At 70.1% G+C, this 24,999-nt stretch carries 24 protein-coding genes; 11 read left to right on the top strand and 13 right to left on the bottom strand.

The window, feature by feature from the left end:
- Nucleotides 1-177: 177 nt before the first annotated feature.
- Entirely contained in the window at nt 178-1,311 is a 1,134-nt protein-coding gene (locus AB0K21_RS42565; protein ID WP_364158559.1) for a S8 family serine peptidase, read from the bottom strand.
- Nucleotides 1,312-1,532: 221 nt separating this feature from the next.
- Between AB0K21_RS42565 and AB0K21_RS42560 the strand changes: the two genes are divergently transcribed.
- The 8 genes from AB0K21_RS42560 to gatB all read left to right on the top strand — a co-directional run bounded on the left by AB0K21_RS42560 (nt 1,533) and on the right by gatB (nt 12,329).
- On the top strand, nt 1,533-2,537 hold the full coding sequence (locus AB0K21_RS42560) for a methionine synthase (RefSeq protein ID WP_364158556.1): 1,005 nt from the start codon (nt 1,533-1,535) through the stop codon (nt 2,535-2,537).
- Nucleotides 2,538-2,638: 101 nt separating this feature from the next.
- Nucleotides 2,639-4,819, top strand: a complete 2,181-nt coding sequence (gene ligA / locus AB0K21_RS42555) for an NAD-dependent DNA ligase LigA (RefSeq protein ID WP_364158553.1) — start codon at nt 2,639-2,641, stop codon at nt 4,817-4,819.
- A 127-nt stretch (nt 4,820-4,946) separates the two neighbouring features.
- Nucleotides 4,947-7,046: an EAL domain-containing protein gene (locus tag AB0K21_RS42550; protein WP_343970041.1), complete on the top strand. Its 2,100-nt coding sequence runs from the start codon at nt 4,947-4,949 to the stop codon at nt 7,044-7,046.
- Between the two features lie 256 nt (nt 7,047-7,302).
- Nucleotides 7,303-7,602, top strand: a complete 300-nt coding sequence (gene gatC, locus AB0K21_RS42545; protein ID WP_030913706.1) for an Asp-tRNA(Asn)/Glu-tRNA(Gln) amidotransferase subunit GatC — start codon at nt 7,303-7,305, stop codon at nt 7,600-7,602.
- Nucleotides 7,599-9,089, top strand: a complete 1,491-nt coding sequence (gatA, locus tag AB0K21_RS42540; RefSeq protein WP_364158549.1) for an Asp-tRNA(Asn)/Glu-tRNA(Gln) amidotransferase subunit GatA — start codon at nt 7,599-7,601, stop codon at nt 9,087-9,089. Before gatC ends, gatA begins: the two co-directional genes overlap by 4 nt.
- Nucleotides 9,090-9,143: 54 nt before the next feature.
- On the top strand, nt 9,144-10,232 hold the full coding sequence (locus tag AB0K21_RS42535) for an AAA family ATPase (RefSeq protein WP_343970031.1): 1,089 nt from the start codon (nt 9,144-9,146) through the stop codon (nt 10,230-10,232).
- On the top strand, nt 10,229-10,795 hold the full coding sequence (locus AB0K21_RS42530) for a hypothetical protein (protein ID WP_343970028.1): 567 nt from the start codon (nt 10,229-10,231) through the stop codon (nt 10,793-10,795). The genes AB0K21_RS42535 and AB0K21_RS42530 overlap by 4 nt, the downstream gene beginning before the upstream one ends.
- A gap of 28 nt (nt 10,796-10,823) precedes the next feature.
- Nucleotides 10,824-12,329, top strand: a complete 1,506-nt coding sequence (gatB, locus tag AB0K21_RS42525; RefSeq protein WP_343970025.1) for an Asp-tRNA(Asn)/Glu-tRNA(Gln) amidotransferase subunit GatB — start codon at nt 10,824-10,826, stop codon at nt 12,327-12,329.
- A 293-nt stretch (nt 12,330-12,622) separates the two neighbouring features.
- Here the strand turns inward: gatB and AB0K21_RS42520 are convergent, their stop codons facing one another.
- Genes AB0K21_RS42520 through AB0K21_RS42510 form a run of 3 tightly spaced genes read right to left on the bottom strand, consistent with a single transcriptional unit; the run spans nt 12,623 to nt 13,627 of the window.
- Nucleotides 12,623-12,952: a hypothetical protein gene (locus tag AB0K21_RS42520; protein ID WP_343970022.1), complete on the bottom strand. Its 330-nt coding sequence runs from the start codon at nt 12,950-12,952 to the stop codon at nt 12,623-12,625.
- 2 nt (nt 12,953-12,954) lie between these two features.
- On the bottom strand, nt 12,955-13,254 hold the full coding sequence (locus AB0K21_RS42515) for a hypothetical protein (RefSeq protein WP_343970019.1): 300 nt from the start codon (nt 13,252-13,254) through the stop codon (nt 12,955-12,957).
- Nucleotides 13,238-13,627, bottom strand: a complete 390-nt coding sequence (locus AB0K21_RS42510; RefSeq protein WP_364158542.1) for a hypothetical protein — start codon at nt 13,625-13,627, stop codon at nt 13,238-13,240. The genes AB0K21_RS42515 and AB0K21_RS42510 overlap by 17 nt, the downstream gene beginning before the upstream one ends.
- A gap of 591 nt (nt 13,628-14,218) precedes the next feature.
- Between AB0K21_RS42510 and AB0K21_RS42505 the strand changes: the two genes are divergently transcribed.
- Both AB0K21_RS42505 and AB0K21_RS42500 read left to right on the top strand, forming a co-directional pair.
- On the top strand, nt 14,219-15,520 hold the full coding sequence (locus tag AB0K21_RS42505) for a hypothetical protein (protein WP_364158539.1): 1,302 nt from the start codon (nt 14,219-14,221) through the stop codon (nt 15,518-15,520).
- A 138-nt stretch (nt 15,521-15,658) separates the two neighbouring features.
- Nucleotides 15,659-15,967: a 4a-hydroxytetrahydrobiopterin dehydratase gene (locus tag AB0K21_RS42500; protein WP_343970009.1), complete on the top strand. Its 309-nt coding sequence runs from the start codon at nt 15,659-15,661 to the stop codon at nt 15,965-15,967.
- A gap of 290 nt (nt 15,968-16,257) precedes the next feature.
- Here the strand turns inward: AB0K21_RS42500 and AB0K21_RS42495 are convergent, their stop codons facing one another.
- The 7 genes from AB0K21_RS42495 to AB0K21_RS42465 form a co-directional block, all read right to left on the bottom strand.
- Nucleotides 16,258-17,820 (bottom strand): hypothetical protein, encoded by a 1,563-nt coding sequence (locus AB0K21_RS42495; protein WP_343970007.1) that lies wholly within the window; start codon nt 17,818-17,820, stop codon nt 16,258-16,260.
- Nucleotides 17,821-17,972: 152 nt separating this feature from the next.
- A complete protein-coding gene (locus tag AB0K21_RS42490) occupies nt 17,973-20,111 on the bottom strand; it encodes a peptidase domain-containing ABC transporter (RefSeq protein WP_343970004.1) in 2,139 nt (712 codons plus the stop codon).
- Nucleotides 20,108-20,497, bottom strand: coding sequence for a hypothetical protein (locus AB0K21_RS42485; RefSeq protein WP_364158534.1), 390 nt, complete (start codon nt 20,495-20,497; stop codon nt 20,108-20,110). The genes AB0K21_RS42490 and AB0K21_RS42485 overlap by 4 nt, the downstream gene beginning before the upstream one ends.
- Nucleotides 20,482-21,492, bottom strand: a complete 1,011-nt coding sequence (locus AB0K21_RS42480; RefSeq protein ID WP_364158531.1) for a TIGR04500 family putative peptide maturation system protein — start codon at nt 21,490-21,492, stop codon at nt 20,482-20,484. The genes AB0K21_RS42485 and AB0K21_RS42480 overlap by 16 nt, the downstream gene beginning before the upstream one ends.
- Nucleotides 21,489-22,499: an MvdC/MvdD family ATP grasp protein gene (locus AB0K21_RS42475; protein ID WP_364158528.1), complete on the bottom strand. Its 1,011-nt coding sequence runs from the start codon at nt 22,497-22,499 to the stop codon at nt 21,489-21,491. Before AB0K21_RS42475 ends, AB0K21_RS42480 begins: the two co-directional genes overlap by 4 nt.
- 135 nt (nt 22,500-22,634) lie before the next feature.
- Complete coding sequence (locus AB0K21_RS42470) at nt 22,635-22,778, bottom strand: putative ATP-grasp target RiPP (RefSeq protein WP_343969995.1); 144 nt, start codon at nt 22,776-22,778, stop codon at nt 22,635-22,637.
- A gap of 63 nt (nt 22,779-22,841) precedes the next feature.
- On the bottom strand, nt 22,842-22,982 hold the full coding sequence (locus tag AB0K21_RS42465; protein ID WP_343969992.1) for a putative ATP-grasp target RiPP: 141 nt from the start codon (nt 22,980-22,982) through the stop codon (nt 22,842-22,844).
- Nucleotides 22,983-23,391: 409 nt separating this feature from the next.
- Between AB0K21_RS42465 and AB0K21_RS42460 the strand changes: the two genes are divergently transcribed.
- A complete protein-coding gene (locus AB0K21_RS42460; RefSeq protein ID WP_343969989.1) occupies nt 23,392-23,775 on the top strand; it encodes a hypothetical protein in 384 nt (127 codons plus the stop codon).
- A 119-nt stretch (nt 23,776-23,894) separates the two neighbouring features.
- Here the strand turns inward: AB0K21_RS42460 and AB0K21_RS42455 are convergent, their stop codons facing one another.
- A complete protein-coding gene (locus AB0K21_RS42455) occupies nt 23,895-24,212 on the bottom strand; it encodes a multidrug efflux SMR transporter (RefSeq protein ID WP_343969986.1) in 318 nt (105 codons plus the stop codon).
- A 5-nt stretch (nt 24,213-24,217) separates the two neighbouring features.
- Entirely contained in the window at nt 24,218-24,949 is a 732-nt protein-coding gene (locus tag AB0K21_RS42450) for an SDR family oxidoreductase (protein WP_343969983.1), read from the bottom strand.
- Between the last annotated feature and the right edge of the window lie 50 nt (nt 24,950-24,999).

Raw genomic sequence — 24,999 nt, 5'->3', positions numbered from 1 at the left:
GGCCGAGTCGCCCGACGAGGATGTGAACGCCTACGCGTTCTGGATCCTCTGGCAGTAACGGATTCAAATCCCCCATTGCATTCCTTCCACCTCAAATAATGATAAAACGCTTAATGTGGTGATCTACGACTATCAAAGCAAATATCGGCCTTGTAGTTCACTGATTTCGCATCACTTTCATGACCCGTTCTCCAAGGGGCCCGCCCGCCACCTGCGACGGCGTCCCAACGGAATCGCGACGCTCCCCAGAGTGACCAGCACGACTCCGCCGAGCGAGAGCAAGGCGACCCACGTCGCGACCGAGATGCTCTGGGTGTCCTCCGGCGGGGCGTGCACTATCGCGTCAAGTGGCAGGGGAGCGGGCTCCGCCGGCGCGAGTGCCACCGCCTCCGAGGGCAGGATCGCCGAGACGGCCAGCAGCGGGTTGACCATTCCTTCGCCGGTCCCGCTCCCGGAGCCGCCGTCGGCGGTCAAGGTGATGCGCCGCCCCACCTCTTCGTAGGTCAGCTTCGGATAGCGGGCGCGGACCAGCGCGACGACCCCGGTCACGTACGCCGTGGCGTAGCTGGTGCCCTCCAGGTTCTCCTGGTAGGCCTGGCCGGGCCAGGTGGAGGTGACTCCGGTGCCCGGTGCCAGCACGTTGATGGGCGTGACCGGGTTGGAGGAGTCGGCCCTCTTCCCGTTGGGGCCGGCGGAACCGACGGACAGGACCCCGGGGTAGGAGGCCGGGTAGGCGCGAGCCGGAGAGCCGTCCTCCTTGTCGATGTTGCCGGCCGCGGCGACCACCACCACGTTCTTGGCCAGCGCGTAGGCGACCGCGTTGCGCAGGTCGGGATGGTCGCTGGCCTGGGCCGACACGTTGATCACACCGGCGCCGAGCTCGACGGCCTTCACGATGGCCAGCGCCAGCATGGCCACCTGTCCCTTGCCGTCATTGGTGTGTTTGACGGAGATCAACTTCGCCTCCGGTGCCACCCCGGCGAAGGGGACCCCTCTCATCCGGGCCGCGGCGACGATGCCCGCCACCTCCGTGCCGTGGCCGAGGCAGTCGCGTCCCCCGGTGCTGGTGACGTCCTCCACGATGCCCCGCGTCAGCTGGGGGTGTCTGGTGTCCAGGCCGCTGTCGACGACCGCGACGGTCACCCCGGCCCCCTGGGTCAGCCGCCACACCTCGGGTAGGTTGAGCCGCCGCTGGGCCCAGGACTCCGCGATGCTCGTCGTGCCCTGCTTGAGCGAGCACTTGTCGGGCTCCGCCGTCCCGGCCGCGCCCGCGGGAGTCGCCGGGACCGTGACCGCCAGCAGCAGTGACACCGCGATAAGTGTCCGACCGATCACCATGCGTCCCCCAAAACGGGTGAATAACCGACAGAACCCTACTCAACTTGATCAAGCCTCGTCAGGCAGAGAGCTCGCTCAGATGGAGGCGGCGCTCGCGGTCCTAAGCTGGCTGATGTGAATGAGCGAAGCGAGCGAGTCGACGTGTACTGCAGCGATCGCTCAGACCTCCCCGACGAGCGTGGCCAGGAGCGGGCATGAGTGGATATCCGTGGGGCGAGGCGACCGCGACCGGCATCGGGTCGCATCCGGGGGAGGACCATGCCGAGGCGGTCAGGGTCGTCCTGGGCGAGTCGCCCGCGCTGCCGTATCTGCCGGAGTTGCCCGCCAGAGGCGTCGGCGCCGACATGATCGGGCGCACCGCCTCGCTGCTGCTGGAGATGCCGGTGGAGGTGCAGCCCTCGGGCTGGCGGTTCGCCGACCGGCCGGGCCGCGATCTCAAGCGCGCCCGAGACCACCTGGTACGCGACCTCGACGCCCTGGAAGAGGCGGCCCAGGGATACGAGGGACCCTTCAAGATCCAGGTATGCGGCCCGTGGACGCTGGCGGGAGCGGTCGAGCTCAAGTACGGCGACAAGACGCTCGCCGATCCGGGGGCGGTGCGTGACCTGGTGGACTCCCTGACCGAGGGGCTCGCCGCGCACATCGCCGACGTGCGCCGCAGGGTGCCCGGCGCCTCGGAGATCGTGGTCCAGATCGACGAGCCGGGGCTGCCCGGCGTCCTCGCGGGCACGGTGCCGACCGCCTCGGGCTTCGGGCGGCTGACCGCCGTCGACCGCCAGGTCGCCGCGGACCGGCTCGGCGCGGTGTTCCCCGCGGGGACGTTCGTCGTCGTGCACTGCTGCGCCCCCGACGTGCCCTTCCGGGTGCTGCGCGCGGCGGGGGCGGCGGGCGTCTCGCTCGACGCCCGCCGGTTGAACAGGCGCGACGAGGACGCGATCGGCGAGGCCGTCGAGGCGGGGACGGCCCTGTTCCTCGGTGTCGTGCCGGGCGTGGACGCGAGGCTTCCCGATGTCGGCGTGGTCGCCGGACCGGCCGTCGAGCTCTGGCGCCGTCTCGGCTTTCCCGCCGCGACGCTGGCCTCGCAGGTGGTGCTCACCCCGGCCTGCGGCCTGGCCGGAGCCTCGCCCGCCTACGCCAGGGCGGCCCTGGCCACCTGCCGCAAGGCCGCCCGGGTGCTGCAGGACGACCCCGGCGAGTGATCCCGGCCGCCGGGCGTGCCAACTCGGGGTAAGGAGGGGCACGGACTGTCGGTGCTCAAGGATACGTTTGGCTTGGCCGACGACGAGGGGAGAGGCGGGCGATGGGCGCTGAGGTCGAGGGCGTGCCGGTGCGTGCGTTGGAGCGGCACGCGGAGCTGACCGAGCTGGTCGAGGAGGCCAACTGGCGCTACCACGTGCTCGACTCGCCCACCGTGAGCGACGCCCAGTACGACGGGTGGATGCGCGAGCTGCGCGAGCTGGAGGAGGAGAGCCCGTCCCTCCGCACGCCCGACTCCCCCACCCAGAAGATCGGCGCGCCGATCTCCAGCGATTTCAATCCCGTTGAGCACCTGCAGCGGATGGAGAGCCTCGACAACGCCTTCAACGCCGAGGATCTCGCCGCCTGGCGGGCGAGGGCCGAGCGGCTGGCCGAGCGCGACCCCGCGCCCTACCTGTGCGAGCTGAAGATCGACGGTCTGGCGATCGCACTGGTCTACGAGAAGGGCCGCCTGACCAGGGGGGCCACCAGGGGCGACGGCCGGGTCGGTGACGACGTGACGGCCAACGTCCGCACGATCGCCAACGTGCCGCACCGCCTGACCGGCGACGACGTGCCCGACCTGGTGGAGGTCAGGGGCGAGGTCTACATCCCGGTCGAGGAGTTCGGGAAGCTCAACGAGCAGCTGGTCGAGGCGGGCAAGGCTCCGTTCGCCAACCCGCGCAACTCCGCGGCGGGCTCCCTGCGGCAGAAGGATCCGCGCGTCACCGCGCAGCGGCCGCTGCACATGATCGTCCACGGGATCGGCAAGTGGGAGGGGACCGCCCCGCCCCGCACCCAGTCGGAGATCTACGACCGGCTCGCGGCGTTCGGTCTGTCGGTCAGCGACCTCTACCGGGTCGTCGACGACCTTGAGGGCATCAACGACTTCGTCGGCTTCTACAGCGAGCACCGTCACGACCCGGCCTACGAGATCGACGGCGTCGTGGTCAAGGTCAACCGCATCGAGCTCCAGCACAACCTGGGCTCCACCAGCCGGGCCCCCCGCTGGGCGATCGCCTACAAGTATCCCCCCGAGGAGGTCAACACCAGGCTCCTCGACATCCAGGTCGCGGTGGGCCGCACCGGCAGGGTCACGCCGTACGGGGTCATGGAGCCGATCGTGGTGGCCGGCTCCACCGTCGAGCGGGCCACGCTGCACAACGCCTCCGAGGTCGCGCGCAAGGGTGTGCTGATCGGCGACACCGTGGTGCTGCGCAAGGCGGGTGACGTCATCCCCGAGATCGTCGGCCCGGTCGTCGACCTGCGCGACGGCACCGAGCGGGCGTTCACGATGCCGGAGCGCTGTCCGGAGTGCGACACCGAGCTGGCGTACGAGAACGAGGGCGACGCCGACCTGCGCTGCCCCAACACCAGGGCCTGTCCCGCCCAGCTCCGCGAGCGCATCTTCTTCGCGGCCGGTCGCAGGGCCTTCGACATCGAGGGGCTGGGCTACGTGGCGGCCACCGCGCTGACCCAGCCGCTGCCGCCGCAGGAGCCGCCGGTCCGCACCGAGGCCGACCTGTTCGATCTGACGATCGAGCGGCTGCTGCCGATCAGGTCGGTGGTCCGCGACCCCGACACCGGGCTGCCCAAGACCGATCCGGAGAGCGGCGAGCAGAAGGTCGTCACCTTCTTCGCCAACCAGAGCGGCGAGCCGAGCAAGAACGCCGAGAAGATGCTGGAGCAGCTGGAGAAGGCCAAGGGCCAGCCGGTCTGGCGGGTGCTCGTCGCGCTCTCCATCCGGCATGTCGGCCCCCCGACCGCCCAGGCGATCGCCGCGGAGTTCGGTTCCATCCACGCGATCGCGAAGGCCTCCGAGGAGGAGCTCGCCGCGGTCGAGGGCGTCGGCCCGCGAGTGGCCGCGGCGATCCGCGACTGGTTCGAGGTCGACTGGCACCGGGAGATCGTCGAGCGCTGGGCGGGCGCCGGGGTCCGGATGGTCGACGACCCGCCGGCCGAGCAGCTTCCGCAGACCCTGGCCGGGCTGACCTTCGTGGTGACCGGCACGCTCGCCGACTTCACCCGCGACGAGGCCGGTGAGGCACTGGCCGCCCGAGGCGGCAAGGTCTCGGCGTCGGTGTCGAAGAAGACCTCCTTCGTGGTGGTCGGGGAGAACGCGGGTTCCAAGTTCGACAAGGCCGTGAAGCTCGGCGTGCCGATCCTCGACGAGGCCGGTCTGCGGGTCCTGCTGGCCGAGGGGCCCGAGGCGGCGGCGAAGGTGACGGTGCAGCCCGAAAAGTGATGGAACCGCCCCGCCGCCGTGTGCAAGGACGCGTGAATTTTCAGTGACGGAACGTGCGCAATCGGTTTCGCGAAGTGGCCCGTAGGCCGTACTCTCCCATAGTGAACTAATGGGGGTTTTGTTACTCATGGCCGACCCAACCGACACTCGCGATACCGGACCGCGTCTGGGATCGCCCCTCTGGGCCTATCTCGCCGCCGTCATCGCGGTCGGGTTCGTCGCCCTCGTCGTGTCCCAGCTGCGCATGGACACGGCCGAGGTCGTGGAACTCGCCCGGAGCCCGCTGTTCTGGATGCTCACGGTCCTTGTCGTGCTGGGTGAGTTGCGGCCGGTGATCCTGTCGGCGTCGCTGACCGTGGGCGGCACCTACCCGTCGACCATGTTCACCTTCGCCGCGCTGCTCCACTACGGCCTGCCGATCGCGGTGCTGCTGCAGGCGGTCGCCATGGTCGTCAACGGGGCGGTCACCCGTAAGGCGTGCCACCGGGTGATGTTCAACATCGCCCAGGTGACCCTGGCCTACACCGCCGCCGGGATGGTGCTCGGCCTCTTCGGCGACCAGCCCGTCACGGTGGGCGCCGGAGTGCCCGACGGCACCGACCTGCTGGCGATCGGGCTGGCCGGGCTGGCCTACTTCGTGGTCCGGGCCGCGCTGGTCTCCGGCGCGGTGGCGCTGCACGAGCGCAGGTCGATCCACCGGGTGATCAAGACCACGATCGGCCACCAGAGCCTCGTCTACGCCGGGCTGCTCGGCATGGCCCCGCTCGTCGTGGTGGTGATGAACCACTCGCCGGCCCTGGTGCCGCTCTTTCTGGCGCCCGTGCTGGCCGTCTACTTCACGGCCAGCATGTCGGTCCGCCGCGACCACCAGGCGATGCACGACGGTCTTACCGGGCTGCCCAACCGCAAGATGCTCGTGCTCAGCACGGAGGAGGCGCTCGCCGAGGCGCGGGAGGGCGAGCGGGTCGGCCTGTTCCTGCTCGACCTCGACCGGTTCAAGGAGATCAACGACACCCTCGGGCATCCGGTCGGCGACCGGCTCCTGCAGATGGTCGCGCACCGGCTCACCCACAGCGTCCGCCCCGGCGACGTGGTGGCCCGGCTCGGCGGCGACGAGTTCGCCGTTCTGCTGCCCTCGGTCAGGGACGCCGCGGCGGCCAGGGAGGTGGCGGCGCGCCTGCGGGTGGCGATCACCGAGCCGGTACGGCTGGAGGGCATGAGCTTCGACCTGGACGCCTCGTTCGGCATCGCCATCTACCCCGACCACGCACCGGACTTCGAGATGCTCCTGCAGCGCTCGGACGTGGCGATGTACCTGGCGAAGGAGAGCAGGACCGGGGTCGAGATCTACGCCGCCGACAAGGACCGCAACAGTCCCGAGCGGCTCACCCTCCTCGGTGACCTGCGCAGGGCCATCGACCGCTCCGAGTTGCGGCTGCACTACCAGCCCAAGCTCGACCTGTCGGGAGGGCAGGTGCGGGGCGTGGAGGCGCTGCTGCGATGGCGCCACCCGGAGCGAGGGATGATCTCCCCCGGAGAGTTCGTGCCGATGGCCGAGCAGTCGTATCTGATGCGCCACCTCACCGGATACGTCATCGACGCGGCCCTGGAGCAGGCCGCCCACTGGTGGCACACCGGCCTGCACGAGCAGATCTCCGTCAACGTCTCGGCCCGCGACCTGCTCGACTCGGCGCTCTCCGACCAGCTGGGAGCGGGCCTGGCGCGATACCGGCTGCCGCCCAAGGCGATCCAGCTGGAGGTCACCGAGCGCATCCTGATGACCGACCAGGCGTACACCGCCGACGCGGTCCGCGCCCTGGCCTCGCTGGGCGTGCCGCTCGCGCTCGACGACTTCGGCACCGGCTACTCCTCGCTGGTCCGCCTGCAGCGTCTGCCGGTGGCCGAGGTCAAGATCGACTCTTCGTTCGTCCGCCGGATCGGCGAGTCCAAGGACGACGAGCGGATCGTCCGCTCGATCGTCGATCTGGTCCGCTCCCTCGGCCTGCGCTCGGTCGCCGAGGGCGTCGAGTCGGCCGAGGTGGCCGAGCGCCTGGCCGACATGGGGTGCGATCTGGGCCAGGGCTGGCTGTTCGCCGAGCCCATGTCGGCCGCTGACGCGACAGTATGGTTGCGCAAGCATCGAGGGCTCGCCCCGCACGACTTCGGCTTCCTGCGTCCCACCGAGATCCTCGACTCCCAGCGGGCCTGGTCCTCCCTGTCACCATGATCTCGTGTGTGGCCGGTCCGCCTCCCGGCAAGTGTTTTCCGGGGCCGCGCGAGGAAGCGTTCAAGATCGATTCGGGCGGGAGGCGGGTCATGCCGGGGGCCGATTTCTCCGGCCTGGCGGGCCGGGGACGGTCTGACCGCTTCGAGTAAGAGATCTTCGGTTGGTTGCGACGGTGTTAATGAGTCGGGACCCTCAGGTCGCGAGCCATAGGATGACACTGTCCAATTGCCATTCCACGAAACGGGTTCAACGACTCATGTCCGCCATAACCCGCGACGAGGTCGCTCACCTCGCCCGGCTGTCCCGGCTGGCGCTGGCCGACGAGGAGCTCGACCACTTCGCCGCCCAGCTCGATGTGATCATCGGTGCGGTCGCCCGCGTCGCCGAGGTGGCGGCCGACGACATTCCGCCGTCCTCGCACGCGTTGCCGCTCACCAACGTCTACCGCCCCGACGAGGTACGGCCGGGACTGACGCCGGAACAGGCGCTGTCAGGCGCCCCGGCAGTCGAGGACGACCGCTTCCGCGTGCCGCGCATCCTCGGGGAGGAAGCATGAGCCTCATCCACAAGACCGCCGCGGATCTGGGTGCGCTGATCGCCGCCGGAGAGGTCTCCGCCGTCGAGGTCGCCCAGGCCCATCTCGACCGGATCGCCGCCGTCGACCCGCAGGTCAACGCCTTCCTCCACGTCAACGCCGAAACGACCCTGGAGCAGGCGCGGGCCGTCGACGCCCGCCGGGCCGCCGGCGAGGAGCTCGGCCCGTTGGCCGGCGTGCCGATCGCGCACAAGGACGTCTTCACCACCGTCGACATGCCGACCACGGCCGGATCCAAGATCCTTGAGGGGTATCGCCCGCCGTACGACGCCACCGTGACCCGCCGTCTGCGCGAGGCCGGCCTGGTGATCCTCGGCAAGACCAACCTGGACGAGTTCGCGATGGGCTCCTCCACCGAGAACTCCGCCTACGGCCCCACCCGCAACCCGTGGGACCTGTCCCGCATCCCCGGTGGCTCCTCCGGCGGCTCGTCCGCCGCGGTCGCCGCCTACGAGGCCCCGCTGTCCACCGGCACCGACACCGGCGGCTCGATCCGCCAGCCCGCCGCGGTCACCGGCATCGTGGGCATGAAGCCGACCTACGGCGGCTCGTCCCGCTACGGCCTGATCGCCTTCGCCAGCTCGCTCGACACGCCGGGCCCCTTCGCCCGCAACGTGCTGGACACCGCGCTGCTGCACGAGGCGTTCTCCGGCCATGACGTGATGGACGCGACCTCCGTCGACGCCCCGGTGCCCTCGGTCGTGGCGGCGGCGCGCAGCGGCGACGTGGCCGGGCTGCGCATCGGCGTGGTCAAGGAGTTCGGCGGCGACGGCTACCAGGCGGGCGTGCTCGCGCGCTTCCACGAGACCGTGGAGCTGCTGGAGTCGCTGGGCGCGAAGGTCTTCGAGGTCTCCTGCCCCTCGTTCACCACCGCCCTCCCGGCGTACTACCTCATCGCCCCCTCGGAGTGCTCCTCCAACCTGGCCCGCTTCGACGCCATGAGGTACGGCCTGCGCGTCGGCGACGACGGCACGCGCAGCGCCGAGGAGGTCATGGCCCTGACCCGGGCACAGGGCTTCGGCCCCGAGGTCAAGCGCCGCATCATCCTCGGCACATACGCGCTGTCCAGCGGTTACTACGACGCCTACTACGGTCAGGCGCAGAAGGTCCGCACGCTCATCGCGCGCGACTTCGAGGCCGCCTTCCAGCAGGTGGACGTGCTCATCTCGCCGACGACGCCCACCACGGCGTTCCCGATCGGCGAGCGCGCCGACGACCCCATGGCGATGTACCTGGCCGACCTGTGCACCATCCCGGCCAACCTGGCGGGCAACGCGGCCATCTCCGTGCCGTGCGGCCTGGCGGACGAGGACGGCCTGCCGGTCGGTCTGCAGATCATGGCTCCGGTGCTCGGCGACGACCGCTGCTACCGGGTCGGTGCCGCGGTCGAGAAGGCCCTCCAGGCGCGGTGGGGCGGCAGCCTGCTGTCCAGAGCCCCGGAGCTATAAGGGTTTTCTGGATTTCGGGGCGAGGGGGCGACAGGTGACAGGGAGAACGGCGGCATGATCACTCGGATCGAGATCGACGGGTTCAAGTCCTTCTTGAGCTTCGATCTCGATGTGCCGCCCTTCCTCGCGCTGGTCGGACCCAACGCGAGCGGCAAGTCGAACCTCTTCGACGCCGTGGGGTTCGTGGCGGCTGAGATCGAGGGGCCGGGCGGGCTGCTGGGCGCGACCCGCGGGCTGCCGGGCGAGCAGTTCCACCGGGTCGCCCACGGTTCCGCCGTTGGCGGGTTCGTCGTCTCGGTGGAGGCACTGGTCACCCCGGAGCCCGGCTCCGTGGTGCCGGTCAGGTTCGACGTGGGCGCGGAGATGGTGCTGAAGATCCCCAGATCCAGCGGGGCCGTGGTCAGCCACGTGGCCCAGCGGATCCCGCACGAGCTGCTGGATCTCCTGGTCGAGGACCCGGATCCGGAGGGCACGCCCCGCCGTACGGTCTCCTCGTGGCGTCGCTACTCGCCGTCCCCGGCGGCGATGCGCCGCCGCTGCCCCTCGGCCGACCGGGGAGCGCTCGCGGACGACGGCGCGAACCTGGCCGCGGTGCTCGCGCGGATGGCCGGTACGGAGGCGCTGGCCGACCTCGTGGTCGACCTCGCGGGAGTGCTACCCGACGTCACCGGGCTGGTGCCGCGCACCGACCGGAGGGAGTGCTCCTTCGACCTGCTCGTCGACGGCCAGGGAGCGGTGCCGGCCACGCTGCTCTCCGACGGCACCCTGCGGGTCCTCGGCCTGCTGACCGCCCTGTACGACCCCGACCACCCGGGCACGCTGCTGGTGGAGGAGATCGAGAGCGGCGTCCACCCGGGGCGCCTCGGCGAACTGCTGCGGCGGGTACGCCAGCGGACCTCCGGGCCGGGGGGTGCCGAGCCGCCGAGGCAGGTGATCCTCACCAGCCAGTCCCCGATCGTCGTCGCGGAGGTCTACCGGACCGAGCCGGACGCGCTGACGTTCCTCGACACCGCGGTCCGTGTCGACCCCGACAACGACCGGGTGTCGAGGGTGACCGTGGCCAAGCCGATCCAGCCGGACGGCGAGCCGGGCACGTTCGTCTCACCCCGGCAGGTCCGCAAGTACCTGGGCGCGGCCGCATGAGCCGCCCGCTGGTTCCCGGACTCATCGCGGAGGGGGAGACCGACGAGGGCTTCCTCAGCATCGTGATCGCCAGGCAGCTGCGCGAGCTCACCTGGATGTCGCCGTACGCGGTGGACGTCAAGGAGACCGAGGTCGTCTCCCACGACCGGGAGCACATGGTCACCGCGCTGGAGGAGCTCGCGGCCGACTGCCACCTGCTCTTCACCCACGATGACGGGCGGGAGCGCCGCCGTAGCGACGGCGTCCGCTACCACTCGCACTACCTGGTGCCGGTGATCGGACTTGGCGACACCGAGGCCTGGCTGCTCGCCGACCGCGCCGTGTGGGCGGGGCTGGCGGGCAGTGACCTCGGCGGGCTGCCCGCGCGGCCCCGCGATGTCGAGAGGATCGCCGATCCCGCGGGGGTACTGGCCGTGACCGTCCCCCGGCGTGGCAAACCGGTCCGCGACTACTTCGAATACATAGGACGCAACATCGACCTCGCCGTTCTGGCCCAGGTGCCCGCCTACGCGAACTGGGTGGCCGAGACGAGGAACGCGTTGAAGGGACTTGGATATCTATGACGTCTTCTATGAGGAGCGGTGAACGACGATGAGCGCTGAGACGTTGATGCCGTACGACGAGGCGATGGAGCGCTTCGAACCGGTGCTGGGCCTGGAGACACACGTCGAGCTGGGCACGGCGTCGAAGATGTTCTGCGGCTGCCCGACCACGTTCGGCGCCCCGCCGAACACGCACGTCTGCCCGGTCTGCCTGGCGCTGCCCGGCTCGCTGCCCACGACCAACGCCGCCGCGATCGAGTCGACGATCCGTATCGGCCTGGCGCTCAACTGTTCCATCGCCGAATGGTGCCGCTTCGCCCGGAAGAACTACTTCTATCCGGACATGCCGAAGAACTACCAGATCAGCCAGTACGACGAGCCGCTCTGCTTCGACGGCTACCTCGACGTCGAGGTCGACGGCAGGACGGTACGGATCGAGATCGAGCGCGTCCACCTGGAGGAGGACACCGGCAAGTCCACCCATGTGGGTGGCGCGACCGGCCGCATCCACGGGGCCGACTACTCGATCGTCGACTACAACCGGGCCGGCATTCCGCTGGTGGAGATCGTCACCAAGCCGATCCCGGGGACCGACAGGCTCGCCCCCGAGGTCGCCCGCGCCTACGGCACCGAGCTGCGCGAGCTGGTGCGCGGTCTCGGCGTCTCGGACGTACGCATGGAGGAGGGCTCCATGCGCTTTGACGTCAACGTCTCGCTCATGCCGCGCGGCTCCTCGGAGTGGGGCACCCGCACCGAGACCAAGAACGTCAACTCGCTGCGCAGCGTCGAGCGCTCCGTACGGGGTGAGATCGAGCGCCAGGCCGCGATCCTCGCCGACGGCGGCCGGATCATCCAGGAGACCCGCCACTTCCACGAGAACACCGGCACCACCACCTCGGGACGGTCCAAGGAGGAGGCGCAGGACTACCGCTACTTCCCCGAGCCCGACCTGGTGCCGATCGCCCCCGACCCCGCGTGGGTCGCCGAGCTCAAGGCGGCCCTGCCGGAGCTGCCGGGCGTGCGGCGCAAGCGGCTCCAGCAGGAGTGGGGCGTGTCCGATCTGGACATGACGTCCATGCACAACGCCGACGCCATCGGCCTGGTCGAGGCGACGGTGGCCGCCGGCGCCCCGCCCGCGGACGCCCGCAAGTGGTGGATGGGCGAGCTGGCCCGCCGTGCCAACGAGGCGGGGCTCCCGCTGAGCGCGCTGCGGATCACCCCGGACCAGATCGCCAGGGTGTGCGCGATGGTCGCCGGGGGGGCGCTGAACGACAAGCTGGCCCGCCAGGTGCTGGAGGGCGTGCTGAACGGTGAGGGCTCCCCGGACGAGGTGGTGGCCGCCCGCGGCCTGCAGATCGTCAACGACGAGGGCGAGCTGATGGAGATCATCGACCAGGTCCTGGCCGGCAACGCCGACGCTGCGGACAAGGTCCGCAGCGGCAAGGTCGCCGCCGTCGGCGCCCTGGTCGGCGGCGTCATGAAGGCCAGCCGGGGCAAGGCCGACGCGGGCCGGGCCAGGGAGCTCATCCTGGAGCGCCTCGGCGTCTCCGGGTAATCGGCGTCTCCGGGCAACCCGCGCGTAGGGTTTCCCGGGAGCTCAAGCGAAGGGTCTGCGAGTGGCCCGCGCGTAAGGTTTCCGGGGAACTCACGCTGAAGGTTTTACGGAGAGCCCGTGCGAAGGGTTTCCGGGAGTCCGCGTGAAAACCCCGCCGCCCTGGCGGGGCCGCGCTCGCGCCCGGGTGATCCGATCGCGTCCAAGCTCCACGAGCGGCCCGTGGTTGCGTACCACCGCTCGCGAGAAGTTGGGCGCGACGGCACGGGAGTCGTCTCTCCGTGCCGCCGCGCTGCTCATGGTGAGTTCGGCGGCTCGGCGTAGTGCTCACCGAGCCGTTCGGCGATCCGGACCGCGACCTGCGTCAGGTCGTCCACCGGAGCATGCTCGGCGGGCTCCTCCTGGTAGGCGGCGCCCCAGCAGAAGACGGTTCCTGCGCGATCGGCCCACACGGTCAGATCGGCGCTGACCACGAGGCGAGGCTGTCCCTCGTCGTAGGAGATCGCCGGATAGATCCGGTGAGTGTGCAATTCCACGCGTAGGCGCTGCAGAGCCGCGACGGCGGCGGGCCGCCGGATGGCGGCGCCCAGCCGGTCGCCCGCCGGTGTGCCGTAGGACGGGATCACCGTCAACTCCTCTCATCTGCTTGAGAACATGACTCCGACGGGCTCAGGTGGTCGGCCGCGATGGCCACGAGCGGCGTGGCACCTGGGGACGAGGTTCGCCAAAGGTCGAATTCCACCTGTTGCATGCGGTCCCACAGCTCGGCGGCGCTGTTCGCGTAGACGGTGCGGAAAAACGCCACGTCCCGGCAATCCCAGGCTTCGAACCGCCGGTATCTCAGGCTCCACCAGACCAGCCACCCGTACGCGTAGGTCTGCACCTGCCCGGCGGCCAGCACCGCGTCGGCGTCAGCGTGGGTCGACATGCTCTGCCAGGATCACGTCGGCCAGCAGCGGCAACTCGCAGCCCAGCAGCGTGGTGAGGGGGCGGGCGCGCAGGATCTCGTAGTGCTCGGCGAGCCGTTCGGCGGCCGTGGTCGAGTCTGAGGCGGCGCTGAGTAGATGATCGCCGGATCCGTCAAGCTTGGGACTGGTCCACCAGAAGTTCTCACCGTCGCTGTAGGCCAGGAGCCCGCGATAGACGGACACGATGGCGTTGCCGGAACGGAGCTCATGGATGTCGGCCGAGATGCCATGGGCGCGATCCAGTTCGGCGACTAGTTCTTCGGCGCGGAGCCGGGCGGTGGTCGGCGGCGCGGCGGCGTGCACCGGGGGAGGGAGACCGCCGCGCCTGCTCACGAGAGCGTCACTACGCTTCGGGGCCGAGTTCATGCCGCAACCCCTCGCCGGTACGGCTCACGCCGCCGGGGCGGGGAGGTGGTGTCCGGCGAGCGGCCTCCGCCATAGGCATCGGTGATCGCCGCCGGACGCGCGTGACGTCCGGGACGAACCTGGGACGGAGTGACGGGCGGGTGGACCTTCGATGGGCGCGACGGCGCCGCGACCGGTAGCCGATCGCCCAGGCCCAGACGCCGCCGCGTGGCCATCCGGGCGCACACCTGCCGGGGCGTGGGCTGCTCCCACAGGTGGTCACGACGATGCGGCAGGCTGCGCGCCTCGTGGGCATAGGGGGCATGCCCGCACCACCGGCAGCCCAGCGGCAGCGGCGGGGAATCCGCGTTCCAACGGATCCGGATGGCTCTAATCTTGGCCATGGATCAGGACTCGCTTCCTGGTCAAGGGGCCCGTACGGCGTGTCAGCGCCTACGGGTCCCGTTTCTTTTGCGACTCCTCTCATCACAACGCTGCGTAATCCCTTCGGCACAGATGCGTTTGGAGGACACTGGGGGCGACAGAACCGCCCCCAAGTGCGGCGAAGAGGTGTACGTGATGGCCGCTGATCTCCCCGCGTGGGCCGTACGACTCCGTAAGGAACGACGCGACCGGCTGTGGCCCCAGCGCGAGATGGCCCGCCGACTCGTCGAGGCGGCCGACGAGGAAACCCGCAACCACCTGCCCACCCGGGAGACCCTGATCCGCCGGATCAAGGCGTATGAGGCCGGGCACAACCGGCCCGGTGATCCGTACCGCGTGCTGTACGCACGAGCGTTCGGCATCCCCGAGGCCGACCTGTTCGACGATCCGCAGAATGTCTCTGCCTCTGAGCACCCGACCCGGGGTAGCCTCGCAGAGAAGGCGCCAGATGGAGACGACATGGAACGCCGACGACTTCTACAGCTCGCCGCCACCGGGTTCGGAATACTCGGCCTGTCCGGCGAAGCGGTTCGCCAACTGCTTGACCTGTCTCTCGCACATGATTTCCGCAGCGCCGAGGAATGGGAACTGGCCTGCGGCGATCACCTCTACGCGCTCCGGACCCGACCTCCCGCACAGGTGGCAGCCGATCTCATCATCGATCTGCTCCTGGTGCGACGGCAGTTGGAGACGTCGGCTCCCACCGAGGTCGCCGGACTGCAGAGGACCATGGCCGCACTTTCCACCGTCCATGCCAACGCGCTGACCCGCCTAGGCGATCACGGGGCCGCCGTCCGCTGGTGGCACACGGCCCGTCACGCGGCTGACGCATCCGGGGATCGAGAACTCCGCCTGCTGGTCCGGGCGGAGGAGGCGGGCCACGGACTCTACGGGCAGCGCGCCCCGGGGACGGTCCTCCGCCTCGTGCACGACGCGAAACAGATCGCCGGTGAACCCTCCGTCGACCTTTTGACCACCCAGGCCAAGGCCCTCTCCCTGCTTGGCAGGCACGATGAGGCGCTCGGAACGCTGAACGCCCTTCTCGACCTGGCGGCGAAGGGCAGCACCGGAGACTCCCTCGGCTTCTGGAAGCCGAACCAGATCCATTTCGCCGAGAGCTGGGTCTACGCCGGTGCGGGTGACGAGGCCAGGGCGGACACCGCCCGGACCAATGTGCTCAGACTGACCCGCGACTACCAGTACCAGGCCAACGTCGCGCTCCACGAGGCACTCTGCATGGTCGTCAGGGGGGACATCGACGAGGGCATGCGGCGGGCGGCAACGGTGATAGCCCCTCTTGCGCCCGCCTACCGCAGCAACCACATCATCGAAACCGGGAAAATACTGCTGCGCGCCGTACCTCGCGATCAGCAGGCCCGCCCGGCTGTCGGCGATTTTCACGAAGTGCTGACCACTGAGGCCTTGCAGAGTGCCTGAACAAACAGCCTTTCGAGCATCCTCGCGCCAGCCATCAGTCTCGACCTGGACTCGCATGGGTGCATAAAGGCGTGAGACGACTGAGGCCCTGATGAATATCACCTAGCAGGAACCCTGCGAGATAGGGAGGTGGTGAACATGGGTCTTCGTGACCCTCTGCCCGCCGAAGAGGTTACGCAGCGCCTGGCATCAAGCGGCTGGTCCGGCGACACCAACGAGATCAGTAAGAACTTCTCGATCGACTACGACAGCGCGATGCGCGCCGTCACCGAAATCGCACAGGCTGCCATCGAGTTGGAACATCGGCCAGACATCGATATCCGATGGGACCATCTGCGGATCGCCATGACCACTCACACGGCAGGCGATGTCGTAACGGAGCTGGACTTTCTTCTTGCCGACCGGATCAACGAAATCACCGAAAAGCACGGAGCCGTAACGACCTGACCCGAAGCGCTGTACCGTCGCGTCTGACCCACGAGCGGCCCCTGGTATCCGCGCCACCGCTCGCGGGAGTTCAGTGCGACGGCACGAAAGGGTCCGTGCTGTCGCGGCTGTTCACGGGGCGGTGAAGGTGTGCCGGGCCCGCGCGCTGTGCAGCCTTTCGACCTGGACGGACAGTTCCGAGGCGAGCGCCTCGGTGGAAAAGCGCATGAACGTCTCAGGAGTGGCGGACTCTCAACGTCCTGCGCGTGTGGTGATAACACCCCGCTGACCAGCTGACCAGCTGACCAGCGTCAGCGTCGAAGGAAATCGATCATCTCGGTTCTGGTCTCCTCGTGCGGTTCGACCGATGCCGCCTGCCGCATCCAGTGCCTTGCCTCGTCCGGTACGGCTGAGGCCGGCCAGGTGGTCAACGCGGCCAGGGCGGCGCGCCGGATCCGAGTGACCCGGTTGCGCAGTGCCACGTCGATCAGCGCCAGCCCGATGCCGGGGAAGGCCTCCAGCCCGCCCACGATGGACTCCAGCGCTCGATCCGGCCCGTACTCCTCGCCGATGTCGTGGCTGTCCTCTGGCCCGTTGGCCAGATCGGCCAGGGGAAGAAGTCGTTCGGCCAGGTGGCTGAGCTGCTCGGCTTCCTCGGCGGTGGCGAGCCGGATGGCGTGGTGCCAGGCGAACTCATCCAGCGGATCAATCTTCAGGCGGGCGATGATCTGCTCGACCACCTGTAGATGAAGTTCGTCGGCAGCCCACATCGCATGGCTGAAATCGACATGGTGTGGATCGGCCAGGCACCCCAGCACGAGGTCGTTCCACCGAGGTTGGGTGGTGAGTTCCTCGTAGCGGCGGCGGAGCTGCGCGATCATGTCGGGCGGCCAGGGCGAATCGTCGTCGGACTCGCGCAGGAAGGCCAGGATTCTCAGCACGGCGTGCAACCTGTCGAGCGTGGCCTGCCGGTCGGCGAGGAGGTCGGCGAAGCGATGCATGGCCGGTACGGCGTCGGCGTAGTCGCCCATGTCTTTGGCCGGACCACCCAGCGCCAGGGCGGCCAGGATGTCCGCGGCGCCGTCGAGCAGGGTGTCGTCGATGTCCGGCTCCAGCAGGGCCGAGTACAGGTCGCCGGTCGTGGCCGCGAGGTGGGCCAGGTATTCGTTCATGATCCCGTTGCGGAAACCATCCCTCAGCAACCAGGCCTTGATCTGTGGATCGTCGCATCCCTTGAGCCGTTCCACCGCGTGGATGCGGCCCCAGTCCCGCACTCGGCGGGCCAGTTCGTAGGCGGCACGTTGGCGGTCGGGCTGAGTGTGCTGCAGGGCCACTACCGCGTACAGGGTGAGCTCCTCCAGCGTGCCGAGCAGGAGCAGCAGCTCCCTGTCCCGCTCGTCTCCACAGACGCCGAGCAGCACAATGCCGATCTTGACAGCGTCGCGCCGGGTACCGTGCTCGGTCAGATGCCGCCCGACTTCGCCGATTCGATTACGGGGGAGCCGCCGTCGCCGGATCTGGTCGACGAGGTCGTCGGCGATGCCGAGTGCTGATACGGTGCCGAGCCGATCATGTAGCCGCAGAAGATCTTCACGGGCGGGGTCGCCGGTGACGAGCCTGCTGATCAGGTCGGCGATTTCGACGACGGCGTTGTTGTCGGGCTCGATACCAAAGTGGTGGCTCTGGATGCCGTCCATGACGACGCTGGTGATGAACGGCTCACGGTCACGGCGGGGCGGGTCATCTGGGAGCCGGTAGGCGTCCTCGGGCCACGGGCCGGGCCCGTAGCGCAGGGACATCGCGAGTGCGTGAGCGAGGAAGGTGGGGCGATCGTCGAGGGGATCGTCACCCAGCTTCCACGTGCCGGGGTTCACCGGCTGGGGCGGTGGCCGCCCTTCCCGTAGGTCATGCCCGCCATGATGGGCCACCGGGCGTCCGGATGGCAACCATGGGCCGCTCCCCTTGACTGCGCCACCTCGAGATTTTGATCAATTTACGCCGGTCTCATATCGTGTGAAAGGCGAGGTCAGGCGGGGGCGGCCTGGGCGGCGACGAGCTGTGCGTATTTGCCGCCGATGGCCATCAGTTCGTCGTGGGTGCCGCGTTCCACGATGCGGCCGGAGTCGACCACCAGGATCAGGTCGGCGTCCCGGATGGTGCTCAGCCGGTGGGCGATGACGATCCGGGTCTGGGTGAGCCAGAACAGATTGGCCTCGATGGTCGCCTCGGTGGTGCTGTCCAGGTTGCTGGTGGCCTCGTCGAGCAGCAGGATCTTCGGCCGGGGCAGGAGGGCACGGGCCAGGGAGAGCCGCTGGAGCTGACCGCCGGAGAGACCGCCGCCGTCGGTCAGCACCGTCTCGTACCCCATCGGCATCGCCATGATCTCCTCGTGCAGCGCCGCCACCTCTGCCGCGGCGATCACCCGTTCCAGGGGCGCGTCGGGAAGGTTCAGCGCGATGTTCTCCCGGATCGAGCCGTTGAACAGGGAGGTGGCCTGGCCGACCACACCGAACTGGCGGCGCAGGGTGCGCAGGTTGAGCTCGGAGGCCGGGACGCCGTCGTAGAGGATCTCGCCCTCCACCGGGATGTGCAGTGTCAGCAGCAGCCTGGCCAGCGTGCTCTTGCCCGAGCCCGAGGCGCCCACCAGCGCCACCTTCTGCCCCGGCCGGATGGAGACCGAGACGTCCCGCACCACCCACGGGCCGCGGGGGTCGTGCCGGAAGCTCACACCGCGCAGTTCCACCGCACCGCGCAGCCGCAGCACCTCGATGCCCTCGCTGGGCTCGGGCTCGGAGGCCAGGATGTCGGACAGGCGGTCGAAGTGCGCGCCCACCTGCTGCAGGCTCTGCAGGCCGGTCATCAGCGAGCCGAGCGGGGTCAGGGCGCCGAGCGCGATGGCGTTGAGCGCGATCAGCGCGCCCACGGTCAGCTGCCCGTCGAGGACCCGCCACGCGCCGAGCCAGAGCAGCCCGAGCGGGGCGATCACCCGGCTCGCGGACAGCGCGGCCTCCACCAGGCCCTGGGTGAGGCCGCTGCGCACGTCGGCGTTGAGCTGCTGGGCGAAGTGGGCCGACCACTGCTCCACCGCCCGCTTCTCGGCCCCGGACGCCTTCAGCGTCTCGATGCCGGTGATGGCCTGGATGAGGCTGCTCTGCGACGCGGAGAAGGCGGTCAGCTCCTGCTGGGTGAGCAGGTTGATCCGGCGGGTGGTGGCCAGCACCAGCAACCCCTGGAAGGCGACCACGCCGGTCAGCGCCAGCCCGAAGACGGGATCCCACACGTACACGAGCACGAGGTAGCCGACGGCGAGCGGACCGTCCAGCAGCGCCGCCACGATCTGGCCGGTGAGGATGTCGCGCAGCGTGGAGACGCTGGCGGCCCGGGTCAGCAGGTCGCCCTTGCCGCGCTGCGCGAAGTAGCGGTACGGCAGCGTCACCAGGTGGCCGATCACCCCCTCGGTGAGCTCCTGGTCGGCGCGGGCCCGTACCGCCACCAGCAGCGCCGCCCGCAGATAGCCGATCACGAACTGGGCCAGCCCGGCCAGCAGCACGGCCCCGCCGAGCAGGGGCAGCAGGTCCGCGGCCTGGGACGGGATGATCCTGTCGATCAGCAGCTGGGAGAAGAAGGGCAGGGCCAGCCCCAGCAGCTGCAGCAGCAGCGAGGCCGCGACGACCTGGGCGAGCAGGCCGCGTCGGCGCCGGAACAGGGTACGGACGAACTCGCGCCGCCAGGCGCTCGCCATCGAGGACGTGCCGCGGTGGAATCCCTCGCCGGGTTCGAAGACCAGCAGCACGCCGGTGAACCCGGCGCTGAACTCCTCCGCGGTCAGCCTGCGGCGGCCCCGCCCCGGGTCGACGAGGTCCACCCGGTCGGGCGACCAGCGCTCGACCACCACGAAGTGGTTGAACTCCCAGTGCGCGACCGCGGGGAGCGGCACGCGCGCCAGGTCCTCGGGCGCGAGCGAGAAGGCGCGCGCCTTCAGGCCGTGCTCGCGGGCGCCGTCCACGATGGCCTTGGCGCTCAGGCCGTCCCTGCCGACCTGGAGCCGTTCGGACACCTGGTGCAGGGTGGTGCGCTGGCCGTGGTGGCAGAGCACCATGGCCAGGCACGCGGCGCCGCACTCGGTGACGGTGTTCTGCAGCAGGACCGGTACGCGGCTCCTCATCCGCCGGCTCCCAGCGCGAGCGCGATCAGCGTGGCGCCGGCCGCCAGGACGGCGGCCACCAGGATCCACAGCAGCAGGAACGACGGGCCGCTGATCACCAGCGGCATCCGGGCGACGGAGCGGGCCTCGGCATGCCGGCGCAACGCCTCCGTCCGGTAGATGAGACGTCCCGGCGGGGACCCCGTCGGCTGCCCTTCCGGAGGCGCTGACGGGGAATGCGGCCGGTGGCCGGGCGGGGCCGCCGCGGGCGGGCGCTGCCGAGGAGGCGGAGGTGAGTACGGTGCCCGGGGACGGTACCCCTCGGTGTCCTCCCAGTTGCCGGCCCTGTGCCGGCCGGGCGCGGGAACGGCCTGGGTGCGGTCCGGATCGATCACGACCAGTGCCATTCGACCGTGGCCGCGGCGCGGCGCTCCGCCAGCCAGCCGGCGAACGCGGCGCGCCCGGCGGCGGCCAGCGTCTCCCGGTCGCCGGTGGCCGGGCTCCTGTGCAGGACGGCACCGGTCAGGAAGCCGCCGTCCGGCAGCTCCACCGGGCCGACGATCCCGCCGGGCGGCGTACCGCGCAGGGGCGTGGGCAGGTCCGCCTCCCAGCGGGTCGCGAAGGTCACCGTGGCCTCTCCGGTGTCCCCGAGCGAGGCCAGACCGGTCAGGAGGTCGGACACGGTGCCGGCGGTCACCTTCTGCTCGCCGGTGACCCACACGGCCCTGGTCCGGGCGAAGTCGCCGGGGTTCGCGGCCAGGTACCCCGGGGCCAGTTCCGCCTCTCTGTCCCGGCGGAACCGGCGGCGCCGGGCGATCTCGGTGATGTACGCCTCGAACTGTTCGCCCGACATGCCCGCCTCGGTCATCCAGGCGAGCGTCGACGCGCGGTCGTGCAGTCCCCGGCCCCGCCGGAACTCGTCGGCCGTCGCCTGGAGGTCGGCGGCGGTGAGCGGCTCGGCGGGCGAACCGGCAGGTGACTCGGTGTCGCCGGTGGCCTCGACGAGCAGGCACTGGTCGACGATCTCCCGGTACGGCGACGAGTCACCCCGGGAGAGCGTGCGCAGCATGGTCAGCGCCTGGGGGACCGTCACGTCCACGTCGTTGACGCTGACCAGGTATCCGGCCGCCCAGTGCGTCGAGTGGTCGATCAGCCAGGGCACCCCGTCCTCCGGCGGGGCGGTCAGCGCGACCGTGCCGCCGTCGGGATGGTCGAGGAGCAGGTCGTAGTCGACCACCGGGGTACCGGGGCGCCGGTCGACGACGAGCTGCGCCCGGACCTCCGGGTGCCGCGCCGCCCACTCGTCGGCCGCGCGCCGGGCGTCGGCGACGTCTACGCTGCGGCGGGGGAGCGCGCGGAGCAGGGAGACCCCTGCCTCCAGGGCCTCGGCGAAATCGGTCACGGTGTTCCTCCGTCCATGAGCCAGCCCGCGATCGCGTCGCTGACGGGCAGCCCGGTCCACAGCTCGACGAACCCCCAGGCGCCGTTGGAGTTCAGCTCCAGGAAGACGTACTCGCCGCCGGGGGTGACGATGAAGTCCAGCGCCGCGTAGGTCAGCCCGACGTCGGCGACCAGCCGGGCGCAGCGCAGCGACACCTCGGCGGGCAGCTCGTGCACGCCGTACCTGACCCGGTCGTTGTCGTAGTGCCGCCAGTCGTCCCTGGCCGCCCGGGAGCCCGACGCGTCGATCTCGGCCGCGAACACCCGCGCCCCCACGACGATCACCCGCAGCTCGACCGCCTTGGGGACGTAGGGCTGCAGGATGACCGGCTCGTGCCGGATCCGGTGCCGGGAGGTCAGGTGGCGGCGGGTGACCACGGTCGTGTACGCGCGGTGCTCTGCGCCGTCGACCTGGAACGGCTCGGCGGTGATCTGCTTGGCGACCAGCCGCCCCTCCGCCGACTCGTACGCGTCCGCCAGCTCCGCGGGGTCGTTGGTGTAGACCGTGTCGGGCACGGAGAAGCCCAGCTCGATCGCCCGCGCCATGTGGAAGATCTTGTTGTGCGCGCGGCGCTCGTCCGCTCGGCGGCCGGGGAGCCAGCGCGCGGTCAGCAGGCTCCACACCCCGTCCAGCATGAACTCCGCCTGCTCGTCGACGTGCGCGCGGTGGCTCGGTTCGGTCACGGTGCCGGCGGCCGAGGGTTTGCCCGGCCGGCTGCGCCACACCGCGGTGACCCGGGACAGGTCGACCGTCTCCGTACCGGTGTCCAGCAGCAGCCGCCGTTGCCCGCCGGCGAACGAGGCGGTGATCCGGCTGCGCCCGGGGAAGTCGGCGGTGTCCCACCACAGCACCGGCGGGCCGGTGCCGTCACCGGTATCGTCACCCACCAGCCGGGCGCCGCGCCGCCGGAGCGCGGCCAGCACTCTTTCCGCGGCCCCGTCCCCACGGCTGCTGACTATCAGAATCACTGCCCGGTCCCATCTGCGCAGGCGCGGCGGGACCGGTTTCCCGTCCCGCCGCGCCGTGTTCGATCCAGTACGCCGATCGGGGGCGCGGCCTGTCCTATGGTGAGACGGCCTCCCGGCACCGGCGGGGTGGCCTGGTCAGCCGACCCACTCGCGGCGGCAGGGTCCCGCCCCGTCGTAGGTCAGCACCCATCCGCCCTGGCCGCCGTCGACCCCGCCCAGCTCGGCCTCGGTCAGCTCGGCGCCCTCGAAGGGCAGGTCGTCGATCGTGATCTTCGACATGATCGCTCCTTCTGGCCGCGTGAGGCGGCGCGGTCGTATCGGACTAGCGGTCGTGTGCTCGGACTAGTACTGCCACCACTCGCACGGCAGGTTCTTCTTCCATGCGCTGACGGACCATTTCTGGCCGCCGTCGACCTCGCCCAGCTCGGCCTCGGTCAGCTCGGCGCCCTCGAAGGGCAGGTCGTCGATCGTGATCTTCGACATGATCACTCCTTTCGGCCGCGTCGTCGCGACCCCCGTTGGTCTTCCGCTCCCGGGATCGGGAGCCGGTCACCAGGTCCTTGTTCTCGGCCCCGGTCGTGTGGAGGACCCTAGGAACGGACACTTGCGGGCCACTTGTGCCCTGGTTGTGTCCGGGGCCGGAGGTTCTCGACCGTCCTGGCCGCCTCCGGGCGATCCGCGCGGCCCGGCCCGCCGAAGCGGTCCCGGTCCCCCTGAATCCGGGAAACGCGAAGAAAAGTGTCCGGCGATCGGCGGGATTTTTTCATGTGGTAATTCATATTTCTGAAATTCAACAGGTATTGACGAAATTCTTGATGACTTGCAAAGTGATCACTACAGTCCCGCCGTTCACTCTGGTACGACCTGACCTCACATTCGGAGAGCACGAAAAATGAGAAGGTTCCTGGCATTCGCCGCCGCGACGTTGACGGCCGCGGCGGGAATGGCCGTCGCGGCGGTTCCCGCCCAGGCAGCCCCTGTGAACAGGCTTTCCGTCCTGTCGGCGCTCCCCGCGGTGGACGCCGTGGTGATCGCGAACGGGGTGCGCCTGCGGGCCAGCGCCGGAGGGTCGACGGTTATCGGCTATCTCTATTACGGCGATTACGGGCAGGTGCTGAATCCGAACTCGACGAGCGGCTGGTGCAACTTCCGGCTGGGCGGCAGATCGGCCTCGGGACTGGCGGCGGGCACCACGGGATGGGTCTCGTGCAGCTACCTGGCCAGGGAGGACGGCCTGGGTGCCGACGGCTTGAACGTCGACACCCTGCGGGGATAGCGGGGACAGCGGGGACGACAGACCCGGCCGCCCGGCTCCCCACGGCCGGGCGGCCGTTTCTCGCCGACCCCTTTCCGTCGCCGGGTCCCGGCATCGCGTCGTGAAGCCCCGCCGTCGCGTCATCCGTCCAGGAGTTTGAGACCGATGACGCCGGCCAGGACGAGCGCGAGGCAGCCGAGCCTGGCGGGTGCCGCGCTCTCGCCCAGGGCGACGATGCCTACGGCGGCGACCCCGAGCGCACCGAGTCCGACCCAGGCCGCGTACGCGGTGCCCAGGGGCAGAGTCCTGAGCGCGAAGGTGAGCATGACGAAGCTCAGGACCGCCGCCGTCACCCCGACGAACGCCGGCCAGAACCGGGTGAACCCGTCCGAGCGTTCGAGCGCGGTGGCCCAGACGATCTCCAGTGCGGCCGCCGTGAGAAGCAGAACCCAGGCCATGGCGGTCAGGCCGTGGTGCCGGCGTCGACGGTGATGGTGGCGCCGGTGATGTTCCTGCCGCCCTCTCCCGCCAGGTGCGCGACGGTGGCGGCGATGTCGCCGGGGTCGCAGTAGCGGTCCAGGGCGGTGAAGCGCCGCTCCTCCTCCGCCTCGGGGCTGTCGGCCGGGTTCATCTCGGTGTCGGTCGAACCGGGCTGGACGAGGTTGGCCGTGATGCCCCTCGGCCCCAGGTCCCTGGCTAGGCCCTTGGTCAGGCCGACCAGCGCGGACTTGCTCATCGCGTAGAGCGTCCACCCCGGGTACGGCACGCGTTCGGCGAGGCTGCTGCCGATGCAGATGATCCGGCCATCCCGGCCCATGTGCCGGGCGGCGGCCTGGGCCAGCACGAACGAGGCGCGGGAGTGGATCGCGAGGGTGCGGTCGACCTCGGCGAGCGTCACCTCCTCCAGCGGCCCGAACGGGGCGATGCCGGCGTTGCTGACCACGATGTCGATCCGCCCGAACTCGGTGATCGTCCGTTCGACCGCGGCGACGAGCGCGCCCGCGTCGGTGGCCTCCGCCACCACGGCCAGCCCACGGGCGCCGGCGGCCTCGATCTTCTTGACGACCGTCGCCGCCCGCTCCTCCGAGCGCGCGTACGTGATCACCACGTCGGTGCCCTCCGTGGCGAGGCGTACGGCGATGGCGGCGCCGATCCCACGGCTTCCCCCGGTGACGAGGGCGACCCTGCGTGTCATGCTGTACTCCTTAAGCGGAATCAGTTCCGCTTAACCATAAAGTGGAACTG

Source organism: Streptosporangium sp. NPDC049248, from assembly GCF_040678965.1.
GTDB lineage: Bacteria > Actinomycetota > Actinomycetes > Streptosporangiales > Streptosporangiaceae > Streptosporangium > Streptosporangium fukuiense.
The sequence above is the reverse complement of the archived record's forward strand: the minus strand, read 5'-3'. Positions and strand labels throughout refer to the sequence as shown.

Excerpts from the sequence above, each read along its gene's own strand:
- AB0K21_RS42455 (WP_343969986.1), bottom strand. The coding sequence starts at position 24,212 with ATGGCCTGGGTTCTGCTTCTCACGGCGGCCGCACTGGAGATCGTCTGG.
- AB0K21_RS42515 (WP_343970019.1), bottom strand. The coding sequence starts at position 13,254 with ATGTCGACCCACGCTGACGCCGACGCGGTGCTGGCCGCCGGGCAGGTG.
- AB0K21_RS42450 (WP_343969983.1), bottom strand. The coding sequence starts at position 24,949 with ATGACACGCAGGGTCGCCCTCGTCACCGGGGGAAGCCGTGGGATCGGC.
- AB0K21_RS42505 (WP_364158539.1), top strand. The coding sequence starts at position 14,219 with ATGGCCGCTGATCTCCCCGCGTGGGCCGTACGACTCCGTAAGGAACGA.
- gatC (WP_030913706.1), top strand. The coding sequence starts at position 7,303 with ATGTCCGCCATAACCCGCGACGAGGTCGCTCACCTCGCCCGGCTGTCC.
- AB0K21_RS42500 (WP_343970009.1), top strand. The coding sequence starts at position 15,659 with ATGGGTCTTCGTGACCCTCTGCCCGCCGAAGAGGTTACGCAGCGCCTG.
- AB0K21_RS42550 (WP_343970041.1), top strand. The coding sequence starts at position 4,947 with ATGGCCGACCCAACCGACACTCGCGATACCGGACCGCGTCTGGGATCG.
- AB0K21_RS42485 (WP_364158534.1), bottom strand. The coding sequence starts at position 20,497 with ATGGCACTGGTCGTGATCGATCCGGACCGCACCCAGGCCGTTCCCGCG.
- gatB (WP_343970025.1), top strand. The coding sequence starts at position 10,824 with ATGAGCGCTGAGACGTTGATGCCGTACGACGAGGCGATGGAGCGCTTC.
- AB0K21_RS42465 (WP_343969992.1), bottom strand. The coding sequence starts at position 22,982 with ATGTCGAAGATCACGATCGACGACCTGCCCTTCGAGGGCGCCGAGCTG.
- AB0K21_RS42560 (WP_364158556.1), top strand. The coding sequence starts at position 1,533 with ATGAGTGGATATCCGTGGGGCGAGGCGACCGCGACCGGCATCGGGTCG.
- AB0K21_RS42530 (WP_343970028.1), top strand. The coding sequence starts at position 10,229 with ATGAGCCGCCCGCTGGTTCCCGGACTCATCGCGGAGGGGGAGACCGAC.
- gatA (WP_364158549.1), top strand. The coding sequence starts at position 7,599 with ATGAGCCTCATCCACAAGACCGCCGCGGATCTGGGTGCGCTGATCGCC.
- AB0K21_RS42490 (WP_343970004.1), bottom strand. The coding sequence starts at position 20,111 with ATGAGGAGCCGCGTACCGGTCCTGCTGCAGAACACCGTCACCGAGTGC.
- ligA (WP_364158553.1), top strand. The coding sequence starts at position 2,639 with ATGGGCGCTGAGGTCGAGGGCGTGCCGGTGCGTGCGTTGGAGCGGCAC.
- AB0K21_RS42470 (WP_343969995.1), bottom strand. The coding sequence starts at position 22,778 with ATGTCGAAGATCACGATCGACGACCTGCCCTTCGAGGGCGCCGAGCTG.
- AB0K21_RS42535 (WP_343970031.1), top strand. The coding sequence starts at position 9,144 with ATGATCACTCGGATCGAGATCGACGGGTTCAAGTCCTTCTTGAGCTTC.
- AB0K21_RS42460 (WP_343969989.1), top strand. The coding sequence starts at position 23,392 with ATGAGAAGGTTCCTGGCATTCGCCGCCGCGACGTTGACGGCCGCGGCG.